This is a genomic window from Pseudomonas sp. NFX5 (assembly GCF_049132125.1).
Taxonomy (GTDB): domain Bacteria; phylum Pseudomonadota; class Gammaproteobacteria; order Pseudomonadales; family Pseudomonadaceae; genus Aquipseudomonas; species Aquipseudomonas marginalis.
The window spans coordinates 116,403-133,543 of the sequence record NZ_JAFMZG010000012.1; the positions used below are offsets into that span (position 1 = coordinate 116,403).

At 63.3% G+C, this 17,141-nt stretch carries 8 protein-coding genes; 4 read left to right on the forward strand and 4 right to left on the reverse strand.

What is annotated here, in order from left to right:
* Nucleotides 1-4: 4 nt before the first annotated feature.
* Together ptsP and nagE are read left to right on the forward strand one after the other, a co-directional pair.
* Entirely contained in the window at nucleotides 5-2,515 is a 2,511-nt protein-coding gene (gene ptsP, locus J1N02_RS07835) for a phosphoenolpyruvate--protein phosphotransferase (protein WP_108574629.1), read from the forward strand.
* 26 nt (nucleotides 2,516-2,541) lie between these two features.
* Nucleotides 2,542-4,248 (forward strand): N-acetylglucosamine-specific PTS transporter subunit IIBC, encoded by a 1,707-nt coding sequence (gene nagE / locus J1N02_RS07840; RefSeq protein ID WP_092358344.1) that lies wholly within the window; start codon nucleotides 2,542-2,544, stop codon nucleotides 4,246-4,248.
* A 127-nt stretch (nucleotides 4,249-4,375) separates the two neighbouring features.
* Here the strand turns inward: nagE and J1N02_RS07845 are convergent, their stop codons facing one another.
* A complete protein-coding gene (locus J1N02_RS07845; protein ID WP_092358342.1) occupies nucleotides 4,376-4,639 on the reverse strand; it encodes a DUF6124 family protein in 264 nt (87 codons plus the stop codon).
* A 410-nt stretch (nucleotides 4,640-5,049) separates the two neighbouring features.
* Between J1N02_RS07845 and J1N02_RS07850 the strand changes: the two genes are divergently transcribed.
* Nucleotides 5,050-10,767, forward strand: coding sequence for a toxin (locus J1N02_RS07850; protein ID WP_421147257.1), 5,718 nt, complete (start codon nucleotides 5,050-5,052; stop codon nucleotides 10,765-10,767).
* Between the two features lie 95 nt (nucleotides 10,768-10,862).
* Here J1N02_RS07850 and J1N02_RS07855 read toward each other — a convergent pair whose 3' ends face one another.
* Nucleotides 10,863-11,174, reverse strand: a complete 312-nt coding sequence (locus J1N02_RS07855) for an NGG1p interacting factor 3 protein, NIF3 (protein ID WP_027605440.1) — start codon at nucleotides 11,172-11,174, stop codon at nucleotides 10,863-10,865.
* 4 nt (nucleotides 11,175-11,178) lie between these two features.
* A complete protein-coding gene (gene purL / locus J1N02_RS07860) occupies nucleotides 11,179-15,075 on the reverse strand; it encodes a phosphoribosylformylglycinamidine synthase (protein ID WP_421147258.1) in 3,897 nt (1,298 codons plus the stop codon).
* Between the two features lie 286 nt (nucleotides 15,076-15,361).
* Here purL and mltF point away from each other — a divergent pair, with 286 nt between their 5' ends.
* On the forward strand, nucleotides 15,362-16,822 hold the full coding sequence (mltF, locus tag J1N02_RS07865) for a membrane-bound lytic murein transglycosylase MltF (RefSeq protein WP_027605438.1): 1,461 nt from the start codon (nucleotides 15,362-15,364) through the stop codon (nucleotides 16,820-16,822).
* 40 nt (nucleotides 16,823-16,862) lie between these two features.
* Here the strand turns inward: mltF and J1N02_RS07870 are convergent, their stop codons facing one another.
* Nucleotides 16,863-17,141 carry a PTS transporter subunit EIIB gene (locus J1N02_RS07870; protein WP_027605437.1) on the reverse strand — a complete coding sequence of 93 codons (279 nt, stop codon included), beginning with the start codon at nucleotides 17,139-17,141 and terminating at the stop codon, nucleotides 16,863-16,865.

Below are 17,141 nucleotides of genomic sequence, written 5' to 3' on the forward strand. Positions count from 1 at the left end.
GCCCATGCCCAACAACAATAATGAACTGACCCTCAACGCCCCCCTCAGTGGGCCGTTACTGGCCCTGGGCAACGTGCCTGACGACGTGTTCGCCAGCGGCGCCCTGGGCGACGGCATGGCTATCGACCCGCTCAACGATTGCCTGCATGCGCCGTGCGATGGTGTGGTCATCCATGTCGCCCGCACCGGCCACGCCTTGACGATACGCGCCGACAACGGCGCCGAAGTGTTGCTGCACATCGGCATCGACACGGTCGAATTGAACGGCGAAGGGTTTGCCCTGCTGGTCAAGGACGGCGCCCGGGTCAGCAATGGGCAGGCGCTGGTGCGCTTTGACCTGGACCGTATCGCCCGCCAGTGCAAAAGCCTGGTCAGCCTGATCATCCTCACCAATGGCGAACACTTTGAACTGCGCCCGCTGGCCGCGAAAACCGTCAGGCTGGGCGACCCCCTGGTGCAGGTTGTGCCGCGTGCGAACGCAGCGCAGCAAGCGGCGGTGGATAACGCCGTCGCCGAAGCCAGCGCCAGCGTGCGCGTGACTCACCGTGGCGGCCTGCACGCGCGGCCGGCGGCGTTGATCCGCAAGACCGCCCAGGGTTTCAGCAGCCAGGCGCAGGTGCACTTCGGCGCCAGGTCGGCCGCCTGCGACAGCCTGATCGGCCTGATGGGGCTGGGCATTGGCGAAGGCGACGAGGTGCGCGTGAGCTGTCGCGGCAAGGACGCCGAGGCCGCGCTGCAGGCGCTGGTCGCGGCCTTGTCCGCCGCCGTCAAGGCAGAACACCACGCACCGGTCGTCGCCATGCCGCGCCGGGCAACGACGGAAGTTGATGTGTTGCAGGGCGTGTGCGCGGCACCGGGCCTGGTCTGCGGGCCGTTGTTTCGGCTGGCCGGTATCGAGTTGCCGTCGGACCCCGGCCATCACGTCACTGACGAACAACTGCAACGCCTGGACGCAGCCCTGGAGCAGGTGCGCGGTGAAATCCGCAGCACCCTGGACCAGGCGCGCCAACGCAAGGCCGTCGAAGAAGAAGAGATCTTCGCCGCCCACCTGGCCCTGCTCGAAGACCCCGCCCTGCTGGAAGCCGCCGCCGACGCCATCGAACACGGCAGCGCCGCGACCCACGCCTGGCGCGATGCGATCCAGGCGCAGTGCGCGGTATTGCTGGCCCTGGGCAAGCCGCTGTTCGCCGAACGCGCCAACGACCTGCGCGACCTGCAGCAACGGGTCCTGCGCGCACTGTTGGGTGAAGCCTGGCATTTCGAATTGCCTGCGGGAGCGATTGTCAGCGCCCATGAACTGACTCCTTCGGATTTGCTGCACCTGAGTGCGCAACAGGCTGCCGGGATCTGCATGGCCGAAGGCGGCGCCACGTCCCATGTCGCCATCCTGGCGCGGGGCAAAGGCTTGCCATGTGTCGTCGCGTTGGGCGCTGAGGTACTCGATGTGCCGCACGGCCAGCGCGTGGTGCTCGACGCCGGCAACGGCCGCCTGGAACTGGCCCCCAGCGAGGCGCGTCATGCCGAAGTCCACCGGATCCGCGACGCGCAGACACTGCGTCGTCGGCAGCAACAGGCCCAGGCCCAACAACCGGCGCAAACCCGCGATGGCGTGAACATCGAAGTGGCCGCCAATGTCGCCTCCAGCGCCGAGGCCCAGGTGGCCTTTGAAAACGGCGCCGACGGCGTCGGCCTGCTGCGCACCGAGTTCCTCTTCGTCGACCGCCGCACCGCGCCGGATGAACAGGAACAATGCCACGCTTATCAAGCCGTGCTGGACGCCATGGGCGACAAGTCGGTGATCATCCGCACCATCGATGTCGGTGGCGACAAGCAGCTCGACTACCTGCCGCTGCCCGCCGAAGCCAACCCGGTGTTGGGCCTGCGCGGCATCCGCATGGCCCAGGTACGTCCAGAACTGCTCGACCAGCAACTGCGGGCGCTGCTGCAAGTCTCCCCGTTGGCGCGCTGCCGCATCCTGCTGCCGATGGTCAGCGAAGTCGACGAACTGCTGCAGATTCGCCAGCGCCTGGATGAGTTGTGTGCAGAGCTGGAACTGAGCCAGCGCCCCGAGCTGGGGGTGATGATCGAAGTGCCCGCTGCGGCGCTGATGGCCGAACAATTGGCCGAGCACGCGGACTTCCTGTCCATCGGCACCAACGACCTGTCCCAGTACACCCTGGCCATGGACCGCGACCATGCGGGCCTCGCCGCGCGTGTCGATGCCCTGCACCCGGCGCTGTTGCGGCTGATCGCCCAGACCTGCGCCGGCGCGGCGAAACACGGACGTTGGGTCGGCGTGTGCGGCGCCCTGGCGTCCGACCCGTTGGCCACGCCGGTGTTGATCGGCCTGGGAGTCAGCGAACTGTCGGTGAGCCCGCCGCAGATCGCAGAAATCAAGGACCGCGTCCGTCACTTGGACGCGGCGCAATGCCGGCAACTGAGCCTTGGCCTGCTTGACCTGAGCAGCGCCAGGGCGGTTCGCCAAGCCTGTCAACACCACTGGCCGCTGAGCTGACAACAACAAGAAAAAGGAGATCCGCCATGTACCCATTATTCATAGAAGGCCTGCAACGCCTGGGCCGCGCGCTGATGCTGCCCATCGCCATCCTGCCGATTGCCGGCCTGCTGCTGCGATTGGGTGACACCGACCTGTTGAACATCGCGGTGATGCACGACGCCGGGCAGGCGATTTTCGCCAACCTGGCACTGATCTTCGCCATCGGCATCGCCGTGGGCTTTGCCCGTGACAATAACGGCACGGCGGGACTGGCCGGGGCGATTGGTTACCTGGTGATGATCTCCACCCTCAAGGTGATGGACAGCAGCATCAACATGGGCATGCTCGCCGGTATCGCCAGCGGCCTGATGGCCGGTGCGCTGTATAACCGCTTCAAGGACATCAAGCTGCCGGAATACCTGGCGTTCTTCGGCGGGCGGCGGTTTGTGCCGATTGTCACCGGGTTCTCGGCCGTTGCATTGGGAGTGATCTTTGGCCTGATCTGGCCTCCGATCCAGCACGGTATCAACAGCTTCGGCGTATTGCTGATGGAGAGCGGCAGCTTCGGCGCGTTCGTATTTGGCGTGTTCAACCGCCTGCTGATCGTCACCGGTTTGCACCATATCCTCAACAATATGGCGTGGTTTGTGTTCGGTACCTTCACCGACCCCGTCACCGGTGCCGTCGTCACCGGCGACCTGACCCGCTATTTTGCCGGCGACCCCAAAGGCGGCCAGTTCATGACCGGCATGTTCCCGGTGATGCTGTTCGGCCTGCCCGCCGCCTGCCTGGCGATGTACCGCAACGCCCTGCCGGAGCGGCGCAAGGTGATGGGCGGGATTTTCCTGTCGATGGCCCTGACGTCGTTCCTCACCGGGGTGACCGAGCCGATCGAATTCGCCTTCATGTTCCTCGCGCCGTTCCTGTACCTGATCCATGCACTGCTCACCGGCCTGTCGATGGCGGTGACCAATCTGCTGAATATCCACCTGGGCTTTACCTTCTCCGGTGGGTTTATCGACATGGTGCTGGGCTGGGGCAAATCCACCAATGGCTGGCTGGTAGTCCCGGTGGGCCTGGCATACGCGGCGATCTACTACAGCGTGTTCAGCTACTGCATCCGCCGCTTCAACCTGAAGACCCCGGGCCGTGAGGATATCCAGGTGGCACAGGCTGAAGCGATGACTGATAACCAGCGCGCCACGGCTTATATCCGGGCCTTGGGCGGTGCGGCCAATTTGCTCAGTGTGGGCGCCTGCACCACGCGCCTGCGGTTGGACATGGTCGACCGCAACAAGGCCATGGATGCCGAGTTGAAAGCCCTGGGCGCCATGGCCGTGGTTCGCCCCGGCAATGGCGGCAGTTTGCAGGTGGTGGTCGGGCCGCTGGCGGACAGCATTGCCGATGAGATTCGGTTGGCGATGCCAGGGTTTGCGGCCCTCGCTCCCGTAATGCCTGCGCCTGTGGATAAGCCGGCTGCGGTGAATGTGCAGGAAGCCGAACAATGGCTGGCCGCACTGGGCGGTCGAGGCAATGTGCGCCAGCTGGAAGCGGTGGCGATGACCCGGCTGCGAGTGGAGTTGGGCGATGATTCGGTGGTGTCCGAAGCGCAACTGACGGCGTTGGGTTGCCAGGGTGTGAGCCAGCTGGATAGCGGGGTCTGGCACCTAGTGATGGGTGACCAGGCGTCGGGGTTGGGAGAAGCATTGGAGCGCTTGGTTGGTGGTCGTGAGGTAGGCGCCGGGGTATAGAACTGCGGTGACAGTACTGGCCAATCGCGAGCAAGCCCGCTCCCACATTTTGATCGTATTGCCAAGTCGGGCACCGATCAAAATGTGGGAGCGGGCTTGCTCGCGAATGGGCCTCATCGGCGCCGCATTACTGCTGCGCAGGCACCTCGGATAAATCCAGCACTCGATCCACCATCAACTGGATCCCCTCCACCATCCGATGAATCCCCAGCACCGCATCACGCTGCGAGCCGTCGATATCAAACGCCAGATGGGCCGCCAGCGCCTGCACGGACGCCAGGTCCTGGGATGCATTGGCAAGCAAGGTTTCGCTGTTCAGATGGGGAAGTACGGTGAAGAGTTGGTCGGTGGGTTGAGAGGCGGATGGGGGATTTTGACTGTCTTTGATCATGGTAAACCTCTGGTGTGAAGTAAGCGCTACCAGCATCACTTGCAGTTGATGGGTGGCAGCTGTGTGCAGGCCTGCAAGACCGAGAATCACCAGTAAATCTCGGTAGACCCGAAGGTCTCCCGCACACAGCCACCATAGGATGACCATGAAAAAGCGCCGCAATTATAAAGGCGCTTGTGACTAACTGGTGAGGTTTCGGCGGGCTTGCAGTCCCGGTCGCTGAATAAGCAGCGACTGGCGAAGGTTAGTGAGGTGAGTTCCTAGGGACAACCTGAAAGGGTTGTAGGAAACATGCAGGTCGCAGTCGGGTAGATTCATTCCCACCAATCAAAAAACTACTTATCTACCTCCCTGCCAATGGCCCGCCTGCGCATGCTCAAGGTTCTTACCCCCGCATGGAGAGCGTACCTGTGAGCACAACATCCCAGACCTTTGAAGGTATCAAAGGCCACCTCAATCAGATCGGGCACCACCTGCTCCAGATCGAAAAGCCGCTGGTGCCCGAACACACACCGTCTACCGAACTGGCCTACCTGGAAAAAACCAACGGCATCCTGAAGCGTTACCGCCAGCAGTTCCTGGCCAAGAGCCGCGCGCTCTATCAGGACATCACCCAGGGCGATCTGCTCACTCGAGTCGAAGCACTCAAGTCCAGCTTGAATACCTATCTGCTGGCACTCGATCGCAACGAGCAAATCGACGGCAAGCCGCGCAAATCCTTCATGACCTTTGAAGCCGGCTACACCGCCCTGGCCAATGAAACGGCGGTCAGTACCCAGGACCGCCTGCTGCATCCGCAGCAACAGGCCATGCTTGCGCGTGTACCGCTGGGCGCCACGTTGCGCCCAGGCCTGTATGCGCTGAGCTTTCGTTACCAGGAGCGGACGGTGGAGCTGGCCGGCGCCTTTGTGCTGACTGAAACGTCCCGCCCCGTGGTCACCGACCTGAGCGCTGTGCCGGTAGGGGAAGTGATGCTGTTCACGCCTTCGCGCGGGATCGAGGCATTCGGCTCGCTGACACAACTCAATACGCACGTGCTCCAGGGCCTGGAGGATGCCGGGCAGCGACGCGACTTCATGGCACTGTTGCCCGTGCGTTATCGCGATGTGACGCCCGGTGCCATCTGGCCGCTGCAACTGACGCCGATCACCGACAAACCGCTGTTCGAACACACCTACAACGCCCTGCTCGACAAGCGCACCGAGGACATCGAGCGCGCCTTGAGCCTGGTAGACAATCCGGCCCACGAGGCCGCTGTGCTGATCGACGCCCTGGACCAGGCCATCGCGGCGGCCTTGCCGGACTTAGAAGCACGTCTGCAATGGCGCAGCCGACGCCTGCTGGAGCGTCACCTGCGCCACAGCGCACCGGACTGGTATCGTAGCGCCAGCGAACCGCGGCGGGCCGCGCTCGCCGCTCACCTGGCGAGCTATAACGCGGCGCGCCAGGATCTGCTCGACGTGCTGGGCCCGGTCGCTACCCCTGAGGCCCTGGCCCGCTATCGACTGCTTGAACGCTTGAGCGATGAGCTGGACATCCACGACCTGGCGCCGGAACACCTGCTGGTCAACACCCGGCGCTACGTCGACCCCATCGGTGAATACGAACACGACCGCAATCTGGTTGACCTGGCCCTGCGCGGGCTGCAGGCCGGTGATGCCGAGCCGGGTTCGGACTTCCTGAACAAAACCACGCTGACCTACCACGAGGCACCGCTGCCGCCGGCCTATCAGGACCTGACCCCCGCCTGGCTGGCACAGGTATTGACCACCCTGCAGCCGCGTATCGAGTTCGGTGAGTTGCAACAGCAGATGCATGCCAAGCCTGCGCTCAGCCGCGCGATCGAACAGATGCTCGACCAGCGGATCAACGCGCTGGCCTATACCGCCATGCTCCAGGGTCATCTCAGTGAAGAGGACTTTCAGTTGGTGCAGAATCTGCGCCAGGGCACCGACGCGCGCCTGAGCGCCGCCACCCTGTCACTGCATGCGGCCCAGTTGCAGGACATATGGGTATTGCGCCAAACCGACGCCAGCGGCACGGTCACCCGCCTGCTGCTGTGCACGCCCGAGGCACCACGGGAGCAGCAATTCCAGGCCTTCGACACTGAGCTTGCGTGCCAGCAGCACATCCTCGGCTGGAGCCTGGACAACGGTGAAAAACATCCGCCTGGCACCCTGACCGACTACCTGATCAAGCGGGTCGCCCTGCGTTTTCGCGCAGCGATGAAGCGGGTGTTGAGCGGCTTGAGCTTCAAGGTTCAAGACCGCGAGTACCAAGAGATCAGCTTTGGCAACGTCGGCAGCCATGCCGACTGCCTCAAGGCCATGTCCGCCCATGTGCTGGCGAGCCGCGTCGACGATTACGAGTTCAGCACCCCGAACTGGTACCGCTCCACCCACGCCGACAACCGCCGCAAGCTGTTGAAACTGGCCGAGGACAGCGAAGGCGCGTTGCTCACCTACCAGGACTTTCCGCTGTCTGACGCGCAGTTTCCCAGCTTCGCCGACTACCTGCATGAACAGGCAAAAAAACGCCTGAACCTGCTGCTGGGACGGCCTCAGAACGATGTCGACCCCGACACCGTCTGGGCATTTTCACCGCCGGCGCTGCTCGGCTCATTGACCCCGCCGCCCCTGACCTATACCCAGCTGTACCGCGACGGTTATGCCGACGGTGTGGGGTTCCTCGACGAGAAGTTCTCCCGCGCCGCCCAATTCAAAGGCCCCAAGGGGATTGACCTGAGCGCGTTGACCGCGGAAAAAGTCGCCCGCTCGGTCACCGGCACCTGGGTCGGCGCGCGCTACATCAGCGAGGTGCGGACCCGATTGCTGAATGTCGGCAGCGCGGACTATGACCTGCGGCGCAATGCAACGCTGAGCATCACCCAGCGCCAGATGCAGAACGCCGCCCTGGAGTGCCGGCTCGAGGGCCACATCGCCGGGGTCGATTGGACCTGGCTGGAACGCAGTATCGCCAGCATGGATGAAACGGCCACCGACACACGCGGCACCTACGCCATTCATCGCCTGCTGATCAATGGCGAATGGGTGATGGGCACTTTCCTCTTCAGCCATGCTGATTTTCCGACGCTGCTCTACACCCCCAACGCACCGGATGGCATCAGCTTTCGCGAGGCCAGGCAGTTCAACTACCTGTTGAAAAAGGTGCCCGGCATGGTCGCCTATTTCACCCTGCGGGTCGGCGCCCAATCCCAGGCCAACGTGCGCACCTTTCTGGAGACCGCAAAGGCGCAGTTGCCCGAGGACCTGAACAAAACCGACACCAGCCCGGCACGCTATGACGCAACCCGCGCCCAGCCGCCCCTGCTGGATCTGCGTCGGGCGCTGTACGACATGAAGCTGCAGCGCAGGATCGACGACGTTGAAGGCACCACGGCCAATCGCACCCAGATGATCACGGGCATCCTCTGGACCTGCGTGGAATGGGTCACCGCCATTGCTACCGCACCGTTTCCCATCGTCAGCCTGAGCCTGGGCATGCTGCTGGCGTTCAAGGACGGCATGCTGGCCCTGAACGCCTATCAACAAGGCGACACGAGCGCCGCCGTGGCACACCTGATCGGTTATGTACTGAACAGCGCCGGCGCGGCATTCACCGACCTGCGTCCGGCATTGGTTTCCCTTAAACAGCTGGCAACACCGGCCCTGCGCGAGGCCGCCCAGAGCGCCACCGCGGCCAGCGAGGCCCTGAAACTGGTGCATCCCCTGCAACCCCCGGCACTGGCGCCGGCAGACATGCAGGCGGTGTTGTTCGATGGCGAGTTGCTTTGGGCGAAGAACACCCCGGACCCGATCGGACGTTATTTGTTGTACCGACTCGATCCGCCTACCGGCAAACTGATCTCCACGACTCGCGTGGCCGCGCCCGATGCACAAGGCGTCTGGCGCCGCACCGGCGTCACCGGTGGCGCGCCCAAGTATGAAAAATTGCCCGACACACCGGAGCCGCTCAAGCCTTATGAGATGCCGGCAAAGTACGCCAACAAACTGGAACTGGTGCTCGACCCGGATGTGCGCACCGGGATACTGCTGCGGTCGGAGTGGGATTTCGGCTCGCAAGACGTGATCCTGGGAAGCGCCGCCATTGAACTCAAATCCCTTCGCACCGCTTACCTGCAACAGGCCGAACGCCTGGCCACCGACGCCAAGGACTTTTTCAAGACCCTTGACCCGTTGCCGGCCCGCGCCGAGCTTCCGGCCCTGGACGCCAGCACGTCGTTTGCACAACTGATCGCCAGCGATGCCTTCAGCGGTAACAAGAACCTGGTCATTGGCGCGGTGCCCGGCTCCATTGCCAGTAAACAGCTGCTGGTCACACACATGGACGCGTTGATCAGCAAGGGTTTCAAACACCTTTATATCGAGTACCTGCCCGGTGATGTGTTTCGTCCAAAACTGGAGAAGCTCAACAGCGGAAAATCCTGGCAGCACATCGAGCGGCACCTGAAGACCGTCGACAAAGCCTTTGGCTTGGCCGACAACGCCGAGTACTCCTACGTCGCCCTGGTACGCAAGGCTCAGGAAAAGGGCGTGAAGATCAAGGCCCTGGATGCCTCAACCTCGTACTTGCTGGACGACGCCCTGCAAATGGGCGACACCCCACCGACGACGCCACGCGGCAACAGCATCAGAAACTATTACTCCCACAAAGCCATTCAGGCCGATGCCCTCGACGAGCAGGATGAACGCTGGGTGGCCCTGGTGGATCATTCCCGGCTGCGTACTTTCGAGCAAACGCCTGGCCTGGCGGACCTGCAGGACGCGGTCGCGCTGCGCGTGGTGGATGTGGGTACGGACCAACCCGTGGGCGTGTGGATCGACACCCCCGTGGCGGGTGAAGCGCTGGCCAGGGGCGATTACCGATTGGCCATGCGGACCCCGTACAAAGCCCCCGAACCGGCAGCATCGCCCAGTACTGCGCCTGCGGCCGCCGCGCATTACAGCGAATACGACATTGCCGTCCCGCTCCGCGAGAGCATCGCCCGGCAGACCAGCACACGGCATGGCCTGGACACGCGCTACTTCCCGCAGAATCCGGAGCATCAGGAAGCCTTCAGGGCGTTTGTGGATACCCGTGCGCGCCTGAGTGCGGATGCCGACACGTACCTGGCCAGCCACGTGCCGCCAGCCCGGCCCGAGCCGGCCGTGCTGGGCCTGCCAAAAACTCCGGAGGCGTTGCTGGAGAAAATCCGTCACAGCGAGTTTTCGGGCCTGGTGATCGGTGAAGGGCATAACGCGCAATCGAGCAAACGCCTGCTGCGCGACTACCTGGGAACCCTCAAGGATCTGGAGTTCAAGACGCTGTACGTGGAGCATCTGCTGACCGATATGCACCAGCACGAGCTGGATTTATTTGTGCAGACACAACGGCTGCCGGACAACCTCAAGCGCTACCTCACCCAGCTGGATCGGGGCCATATGCCGGGCTACAAAGGCAGCGATACCTACACCGAAGTGATCCAGATCGCGGCAAGGCACGGCATGCGCATTCGCGCCCTGGACTGCACCGCCAGTTACCACATCAAGGGGTTGGGGGACGCGGATGTCTCACGCAACCAGCTGTTCAGTTACTTCGCCTCCAAGGTCATCGACGCCGACCAGGCCGCACACGGGCCCCACAAGTGGGTGGCCTTCGTGGGCAGCGCGCACACCAACACCCACCTGAGCGTGCCTGGCCTCGCGGAACTCCAGGGCGCGGTCAGCCTGCATGTGCGGGACACCGCCCCGGCCCTGGCCCGGAACATTCGAGCGGGGGCCTGGGAGACCGTTTCCGAAGGCATCAGCCCTTACACCAGGGCCTTGCGCAGCGACTTGATCCTCGACGCCGGGGTTGCCGGCACCAAAGCCCCGGCGCCCTTCGTAGCGGTGGACAGGACACGCCTGAGCCGGCCCGGCCTGTTCCTGATCGAACGCCCGTCGCCCTCGCAGAACATCCTGCTGCATCGTTCGCGCACCGGGGAAATCGTGTCGACGCCGATCAAGGTCGACCACAATGGCCTGTTTTATGTCGACCGCTGGGAGCCGATGCAGGGCAAGCGGTTCAGCTACGAAAACATGTTGATCAGTGCATTGAAGGCAGAAGTCGGGTTGACCCCCGCGCCCTGAGCCATTGAGGCTTTGACACCGGATTCATGAGCACCCACAAAAAAACCCGCTGGCCAAACTGGCCCAGCGGGTTTCTTGTTTCTACAGCGGGCGGATCAGAAATCCGCCAACGACCACACTTCATAAGCCGGTGTCTCATAGGGGTGGCTGAGCTTCAACGCGGCGACCACTGCGTTGATCAACTCATCGGTCACCACCAGCTCGACCTTCCATTCTTCAACCACCTCAACCTGGCCAACCTGCCCGATAAACGGCTGGCTGCCGTCCAACGCGCGAAACTGGCCCTGGCCCAGCACTTGCCAGGCGCAGCTGTCGTAGTCGCCGATGCGCCCGCCACCAGCGGCGAAGACGGCGGCTTTCACCGTCTCCACATGGCTGTCGGGCACAAAGAAGGCAAGCTTGTACACCGCCTTAGTTCACCCACACGCGGGCGTTGCGGAACATGCGCATCCACGCGCCGTCTTCGTTCCACTCTTCCGGGCGCCACGAGTTCTGCACGGCGCGGAACACGCGCTCCGGGTGCGGCATCATGATGGTCACGCGACCGTCGCGGCTGGTGAGGCCGGTGATCCCGCGCGGCGAGCCGTTCGGATTGGCCGGGTAGCTTTCGGTGACCTTGCCGTGGTTGTCGACGAAACGCATGGCCACGCAGCCGGACAGATCGGCTTCGAGCAAGGCTTCTTCGCTTTCGAACTCGGCATGGCCTTCACCGTGGGCGATGGCGATCGGCATGCGCGAACCGGCCATGCCTTGCAGGAAGATCGAGTTGGATTCCTGCACCTGCACCATGGCGACGCGGGCTTCGAACTGCTCCGAGCGGTTACGCACGAAGTGCGGCCAGAACTCGCTCCCCGGGATCAGCTCGTGGAGGTTGGACATCATCTGGCAACCGTTGCACACACCCAGGGTGAAGCTGTCGTTGCGCTCGAAGAAGCCCTGGAACGCGTCGCGGGCACGGCTGTTGAACAGGGCCGACTTGGCCCAGCCTTCGCCTGCACCCAATACGTCGCCGTAGGAGAAACCACCGCAGGCCACCAGGCCCTTGAACTCATTGAGGTCAACGCGACCGGCGAGGATGTCGCTCATGTGCACGTCGATCGCATTGAAGCCGGCGCGGTCGAACGCGGCCGCCATTTCCACCTGGCCGTTGACGCCCTGCTCACGCAGCACGGCAACCTGTGGGCGGATGCCTTTCTTGATGTACGGCGCGGCGATGTCCTGGTTGACGTCGAAGCTGAGCTTGGTGCTCAGGCCCGGGTTGTCTTCTTCCAGGATCACGTCGAATTCCTGCCCGGCGCAGTCGGCGTTGTCACGCAGGCGTTGGATCTGGTAGCTGGTCTCGGCCCACTGGCGTTGCAGCAAGCGGCGCTGGCCGGCAAACACGGTGTCGCCGTTGAACGAGATGTTGATCTCGCCGTTGTTGATCGGCTGGCCGATCACCGCCACGCAGTCGTCCAGGCCAGCGGCGCTGAACTGTGCGAGTACGTCCGGGGTTGCGTCCTGGCGAACCTGGATCACTGCACCCAACTCTTCGTTGAAGAGGATGCCGTTGATTTCAGAGGCGTCCTCGGCAACGCTGTCGAGCACGATGTTCAGGCCGCAGTGACCGGCGAAGGCCATCTCGACCACGCTGGTCAGCAGGCCACCGTCGGAACGGTCGTGGTAAGCCAGCAGGTGGCCGTCGGCGTTGAGGCCCTGGATCACGGCGAAGAAGGCTTTCAGGTCTTCGGCGTCATCCACGTCCGGCGCCTGTTTGCCAAGCTTGCCGTGGGTTTGCGCGAGGATCGAGGCGCCCATGCGGTTCTGGCCACGGCCGAGGTCGATCAGGATCAGGTCGGTGGTGCCCTTGTCCATGCGCAGTTGCGGGGTCAGGGTCTGGCGGATGTCGGTGACCGGCGCAAAGCCGGTGACGATCAGCGACAGCGGCGAGGTGACGCTCTTGTCCACGCCTTCATCGTTCCAACGGGTGGCCATGGACATGGAGTCCTTGCCCACCGGAATGGTGATGCCCAGTTCCGGGCACAGCTCCATGCCGACCGCTTTTACGGTGTCGTACAGACGCGCATCTTCACCGGGGTGACCGGCAGCGGACATCCAGTTGGCCGACAATTTGATGTCGGACAGCTTGCCGATGCGCGACGCGGCGATGTTGGTGAGGGTTTCACCAATGGCCATGCGGCCCGACGCCGGGGCGTCCAGCAGGGCCAGCGGCGTACGCTCGCCCATGGCCATGGCTTCACCGGTGTAGACGTCGAAGCTGGTGGCGGTGACGGCAACGTCGGCCACCGGCACCTGCCATGGGCCGACCATCTGGTCACGGGCCACCAGGCCGGTGATGGTGCGGTCGCCGATGGTGATCAGGAAGCTTTTGCTCGCCACGGCCGGGTGGTGCAGCACACGTTCGATGCTGTCGGCCAGGTCCAGGGCGCTTGGGTCGAAATCATCGCCCAGCTCGGTTTCACGTACCGCCGAACGGTGCATGCGCGGGGCCTTGCCCAGCAGCACTTCGAGGGGCATGTCCACCGGGCTGTTGCCGAAGTGGCTGTCGGTGACCGTCAGTTGCGGCTCGGCAGTGGCTTCGCCGACCACGGCAAACGGGCAACGCTCGCGTTCGCAGATGGCCTGGAAGCGCGCGAAGTCTTCAGGGCCGACCGCCAGTACGTAACGTTCCTGGGATTCGTTGCTCCAGATTTCGTGCGGGGCCATGCCCGGCTCGTCGTTTGGAATGTTGCGCAGTTCGAAGCGGCCACCGCGGTCGCCATCGTTGACCAGCTCCGGGAAGGCGTTGGACAAACCGCCGGCGCCGACGTCGTGGATAAAGCTGATGGGGTTCTTGTCACCCAACTGCCAGCAACGGTCGATGACTTCCTGGCAGCGGCGTTCCATCTCAGGGTTTTCGCGCTGTACGGAAGCGAAGTCGAGGTCTGCCGAGCTGGTGCCGGTGGCCATGGAGGAAGCCGCGCCGCCGCCCAGGCCGATCAGCATTGCCGGGCCGCCGAGCACGATCAGCTTGGAGCCGACCAGGATCTCGCCTTTCTTGACGTGTTCTTCACGGATGTTGCCCATGCCGCCAGCCAGCATGATTGGCTTGTGGTAGCCGCGCACTTCATCGCCACGGGGGGTGGTGATGGACTGTTCGAAAGTACGGAAATAACCGGTCAGCGCCGGACGCCCGAATTCGTTGTTGAACGCGGCGCCGCCCAGCGGGCCTTCGATCATGATGTCCAGCGCCGTCACGATGCGCTCAGGCTTGCCGTACGGCACTTCCCATGGCTGTTCGAAGCCCGGGATCTGCAGGTTGGACACGGTGAAACCGGTCAGGCCGGCCTTTGGCTTGGCGCCACGGCCGGTGGCACCTTCGTCGCGGATCTCGCCGCCGGAACCGGTGGCTGCGCCCGGGAACGGGGCAATCGCGGTCGGGTGGTTGTGGGTCTCGACCTTCATCAGGATGTGCACCGGCTCCTGCACCGCGCCGTACTGGCGGGTTTCAGGGTCCGGGAAGAAACGGCCGGCAACCGAGCCGACGATCACCGAGGCGTTGTCCTTATACGCCGACAGAACGCCTTCGCTGTGCATCACGTAGGTGTTCTTGATCATGCCGAACAGGCTTTTTTCCTGGCTCTCGCCGTCGATGTCCCAACTGGCGTTGAAGATCTTGTGACGGCAGTGCTCGGAGTTGGCCTGGGCGAACATCATCAGTTCGATGTCGTGGGGGTTGCGCTTCAAGCCGGTGAAGGCGTTGACCAGGTAGTCGATCTCGTCTTCGGCCAGGGCCAGGCCCAGCTCGGTGTTGGCCTTCTCCAGCGCAGCGCGGCCACCGCCCAGCACGTCAATCGCGGTCAGCGGCTTGGGTTCGGCGTGGCTGAACAGGCCGGCAGCCTGTTCCAGCTGGCTGACGATGATCTGGGTCATGCGGTCGTGCAGGCTGCTGGCGATCAGCTCGGCCTCGGCGTCGCTGAACCCACCTTCGACGTAGAACGCGATACCACGCTCCAGGCGCTGGATCTTCTCCAGGCCGCAGTTGCGGGCGATATCGCTGGCCTTGCTCGACCAGGGCGAGATGGTGCCGAACCGTGGCAGAACCAGGAACAAGCGGCCGGTCGGCTCTTGAACGGGAACGCTTGGGCCGTACTTCAGAAGGCGTGCGAGCACTTGCTGTTCGTCGGCGGTCAAGACGCCGGTAACGTCGGCGAAGTGAGCAAATTCAGCATACAGGCCTGTAACCGCTGGAACCTTCTGGCTCAGTTGTTCAAGGAGTTTGCTGTGGCGAAAGGCAGAAAGGGCAGGAGCGCCGCGCAGGATCAACATCTTCGGGACAGCCTCGGGAAGGGGTGTGCTTTGAGGCCGTGCATTCTAGCGTAAACCATCGCCAACGGCACCCGAAACGGCACCGCTGGCGGCTGCCGAACGTCAGTTAACACGGTTTGCACGCTATCGGGGCGTTATCCAAGGCATTCCGCGCAGTTATTTTAACCGTCACAATCGGGCGCCAAGCCACGTTTCTGCGGGCTGCAGCACAGTTTTGGCGGCGCTAGCAGACAAGTCCGCCGCTGTCGAGATATGGCGCCGTGGGCCGTTTGCGTATACTGCGCAGATGTTCTCCCCAACTGCTTTGCGCCCGCGATGCGCCAGATGGCTCATCGTCACCGGACTCTTCCTGATGCTCAGCGCCTGTGTTGATAAACCCAGCACGCTCGAGCGAATCAAGGAGGATGGCGTATTGCGGGTGATTACCCGAAACAGCCCGGCGACTTACTTCCAGGACCGCAACGGTGAAACCGGTTTCGAATACGAACTGGTCAAGCGTTTTGCCGATGACCTGGGCGTGAAGCTGGAAATCGAGACCGCCGACAACCTCGACGACCTGTTCGGCCAGTTGGGCAAACCCAACGGCCCGGTGCTCGCCGCGGCCGGCCTGGTCAGCAGTGAGCAACGCCAGCAACAGGTGCGGTTCTCCCACCCTTACCTGGAAGTCACCCCGCAGATCATCTACCGCAACGGCCAGTCACGCCCGACGAACGCGGCGGACCTGGTGGGCAAGAAGATCATGGTGCTCAAGGGCAGCACCCACGCCGAACAACTGGCCGCGCTTAAGAAGCAGAACCCGGCCATCGAATACGAAGAATCCGATGCCGTCGAGGTGGTCGACCTGCTGCGCATGGTGGACGAGGGGCAAATCGACCTGACCCTGGTGGACTCCAACGAAGTGGCGATGAACCAGGTGTACTTCCCCAACGTACGGGTGGCGTTCGACCTCGGCAATGCCAGCAACCAGAGCTGGGCCGTGGCCGCCGGCGACGACAACAGCCTGCTCAACGAAATCAACAGCTACCTGGACAAGGTGGAAAAGAACGGCACCCTGCAACGCCTTAAAGACCGCTATTACGGGCACGTCGATGTACTCGGCTATGTCGGCGCCTACACCTTCGCCCAGCATTTGCAGCAGCGGTTGCCCAAATACGAGAAGCACTTTCGCGCCTACGCCAAGGAAGAAAAAGTCGATTGGCGCCTGCTTGCGGCTATCGGCTATCAGGAATCGCTGTGGCAACCGGCGGTCACCTCAAAGACCGGCGTGCGCGGCCTGATGATGCTGACCCAGAACACCGCCCAGGCCATGGGCGTGTCCAATCGCCTGGATGCCAGGCAAAGCATCATGGGCGGCGCCAAGTACCTGGCCAAGATCAAGGACGAGCTGGACGACAAGATCGCCGAGCCCGACCGCACCTGGTTCGCCCTCGCCGCTTATAACGTCGGCACCGGCCATCTGGACGACGCGCGAATCCTGGCGAAGAAGGAAGGCCTGAACCCGAACAAGTGGCTGGACGTGAAGAAGATGCTGCCGCGCCTGTCGCAGAAGCAGTGGTACAGCAAGACCCGCTACGGCTACGCCCGGGGCGGCGAGCCGGTGCACTTCGTGGCGAACATCCGGCGCTACTACGACATCCTGACCTGGGTGACCCAGCCGCAGCTGGAGGGTAACCAGGTGGTGGAAGGTAATCTGCATGTGCCGGGTGTGGATAAAACCAAGCCGCCGGAAGACACTCCGCAACTCTGACCGCAACATTTCAGACACCACCTTTTGATCGCTACATGGATCAGAGGCCGGTGATCAGGTGGACCACTCCTCCCGCCAACACCATCACGCCCGCCACACCCGCCGCTTTCAACGCCGCCTCATCCAACCGCCCCGCATCCTGCAATTGCACCCGCACCCGCGTCAGCGCCACACGCTGCTGCGACCTGAGGTTATTCGCACCGCCCAGCGCACTCAGCACCTCGGCCGACAACAGCCCCTGTGTCGGCACCGCCACCGTCTCGGCAATCAAATCCGGGGTCAGGGCTTTCCAGAACGCCCGCTGCAATTTCTCGAACAT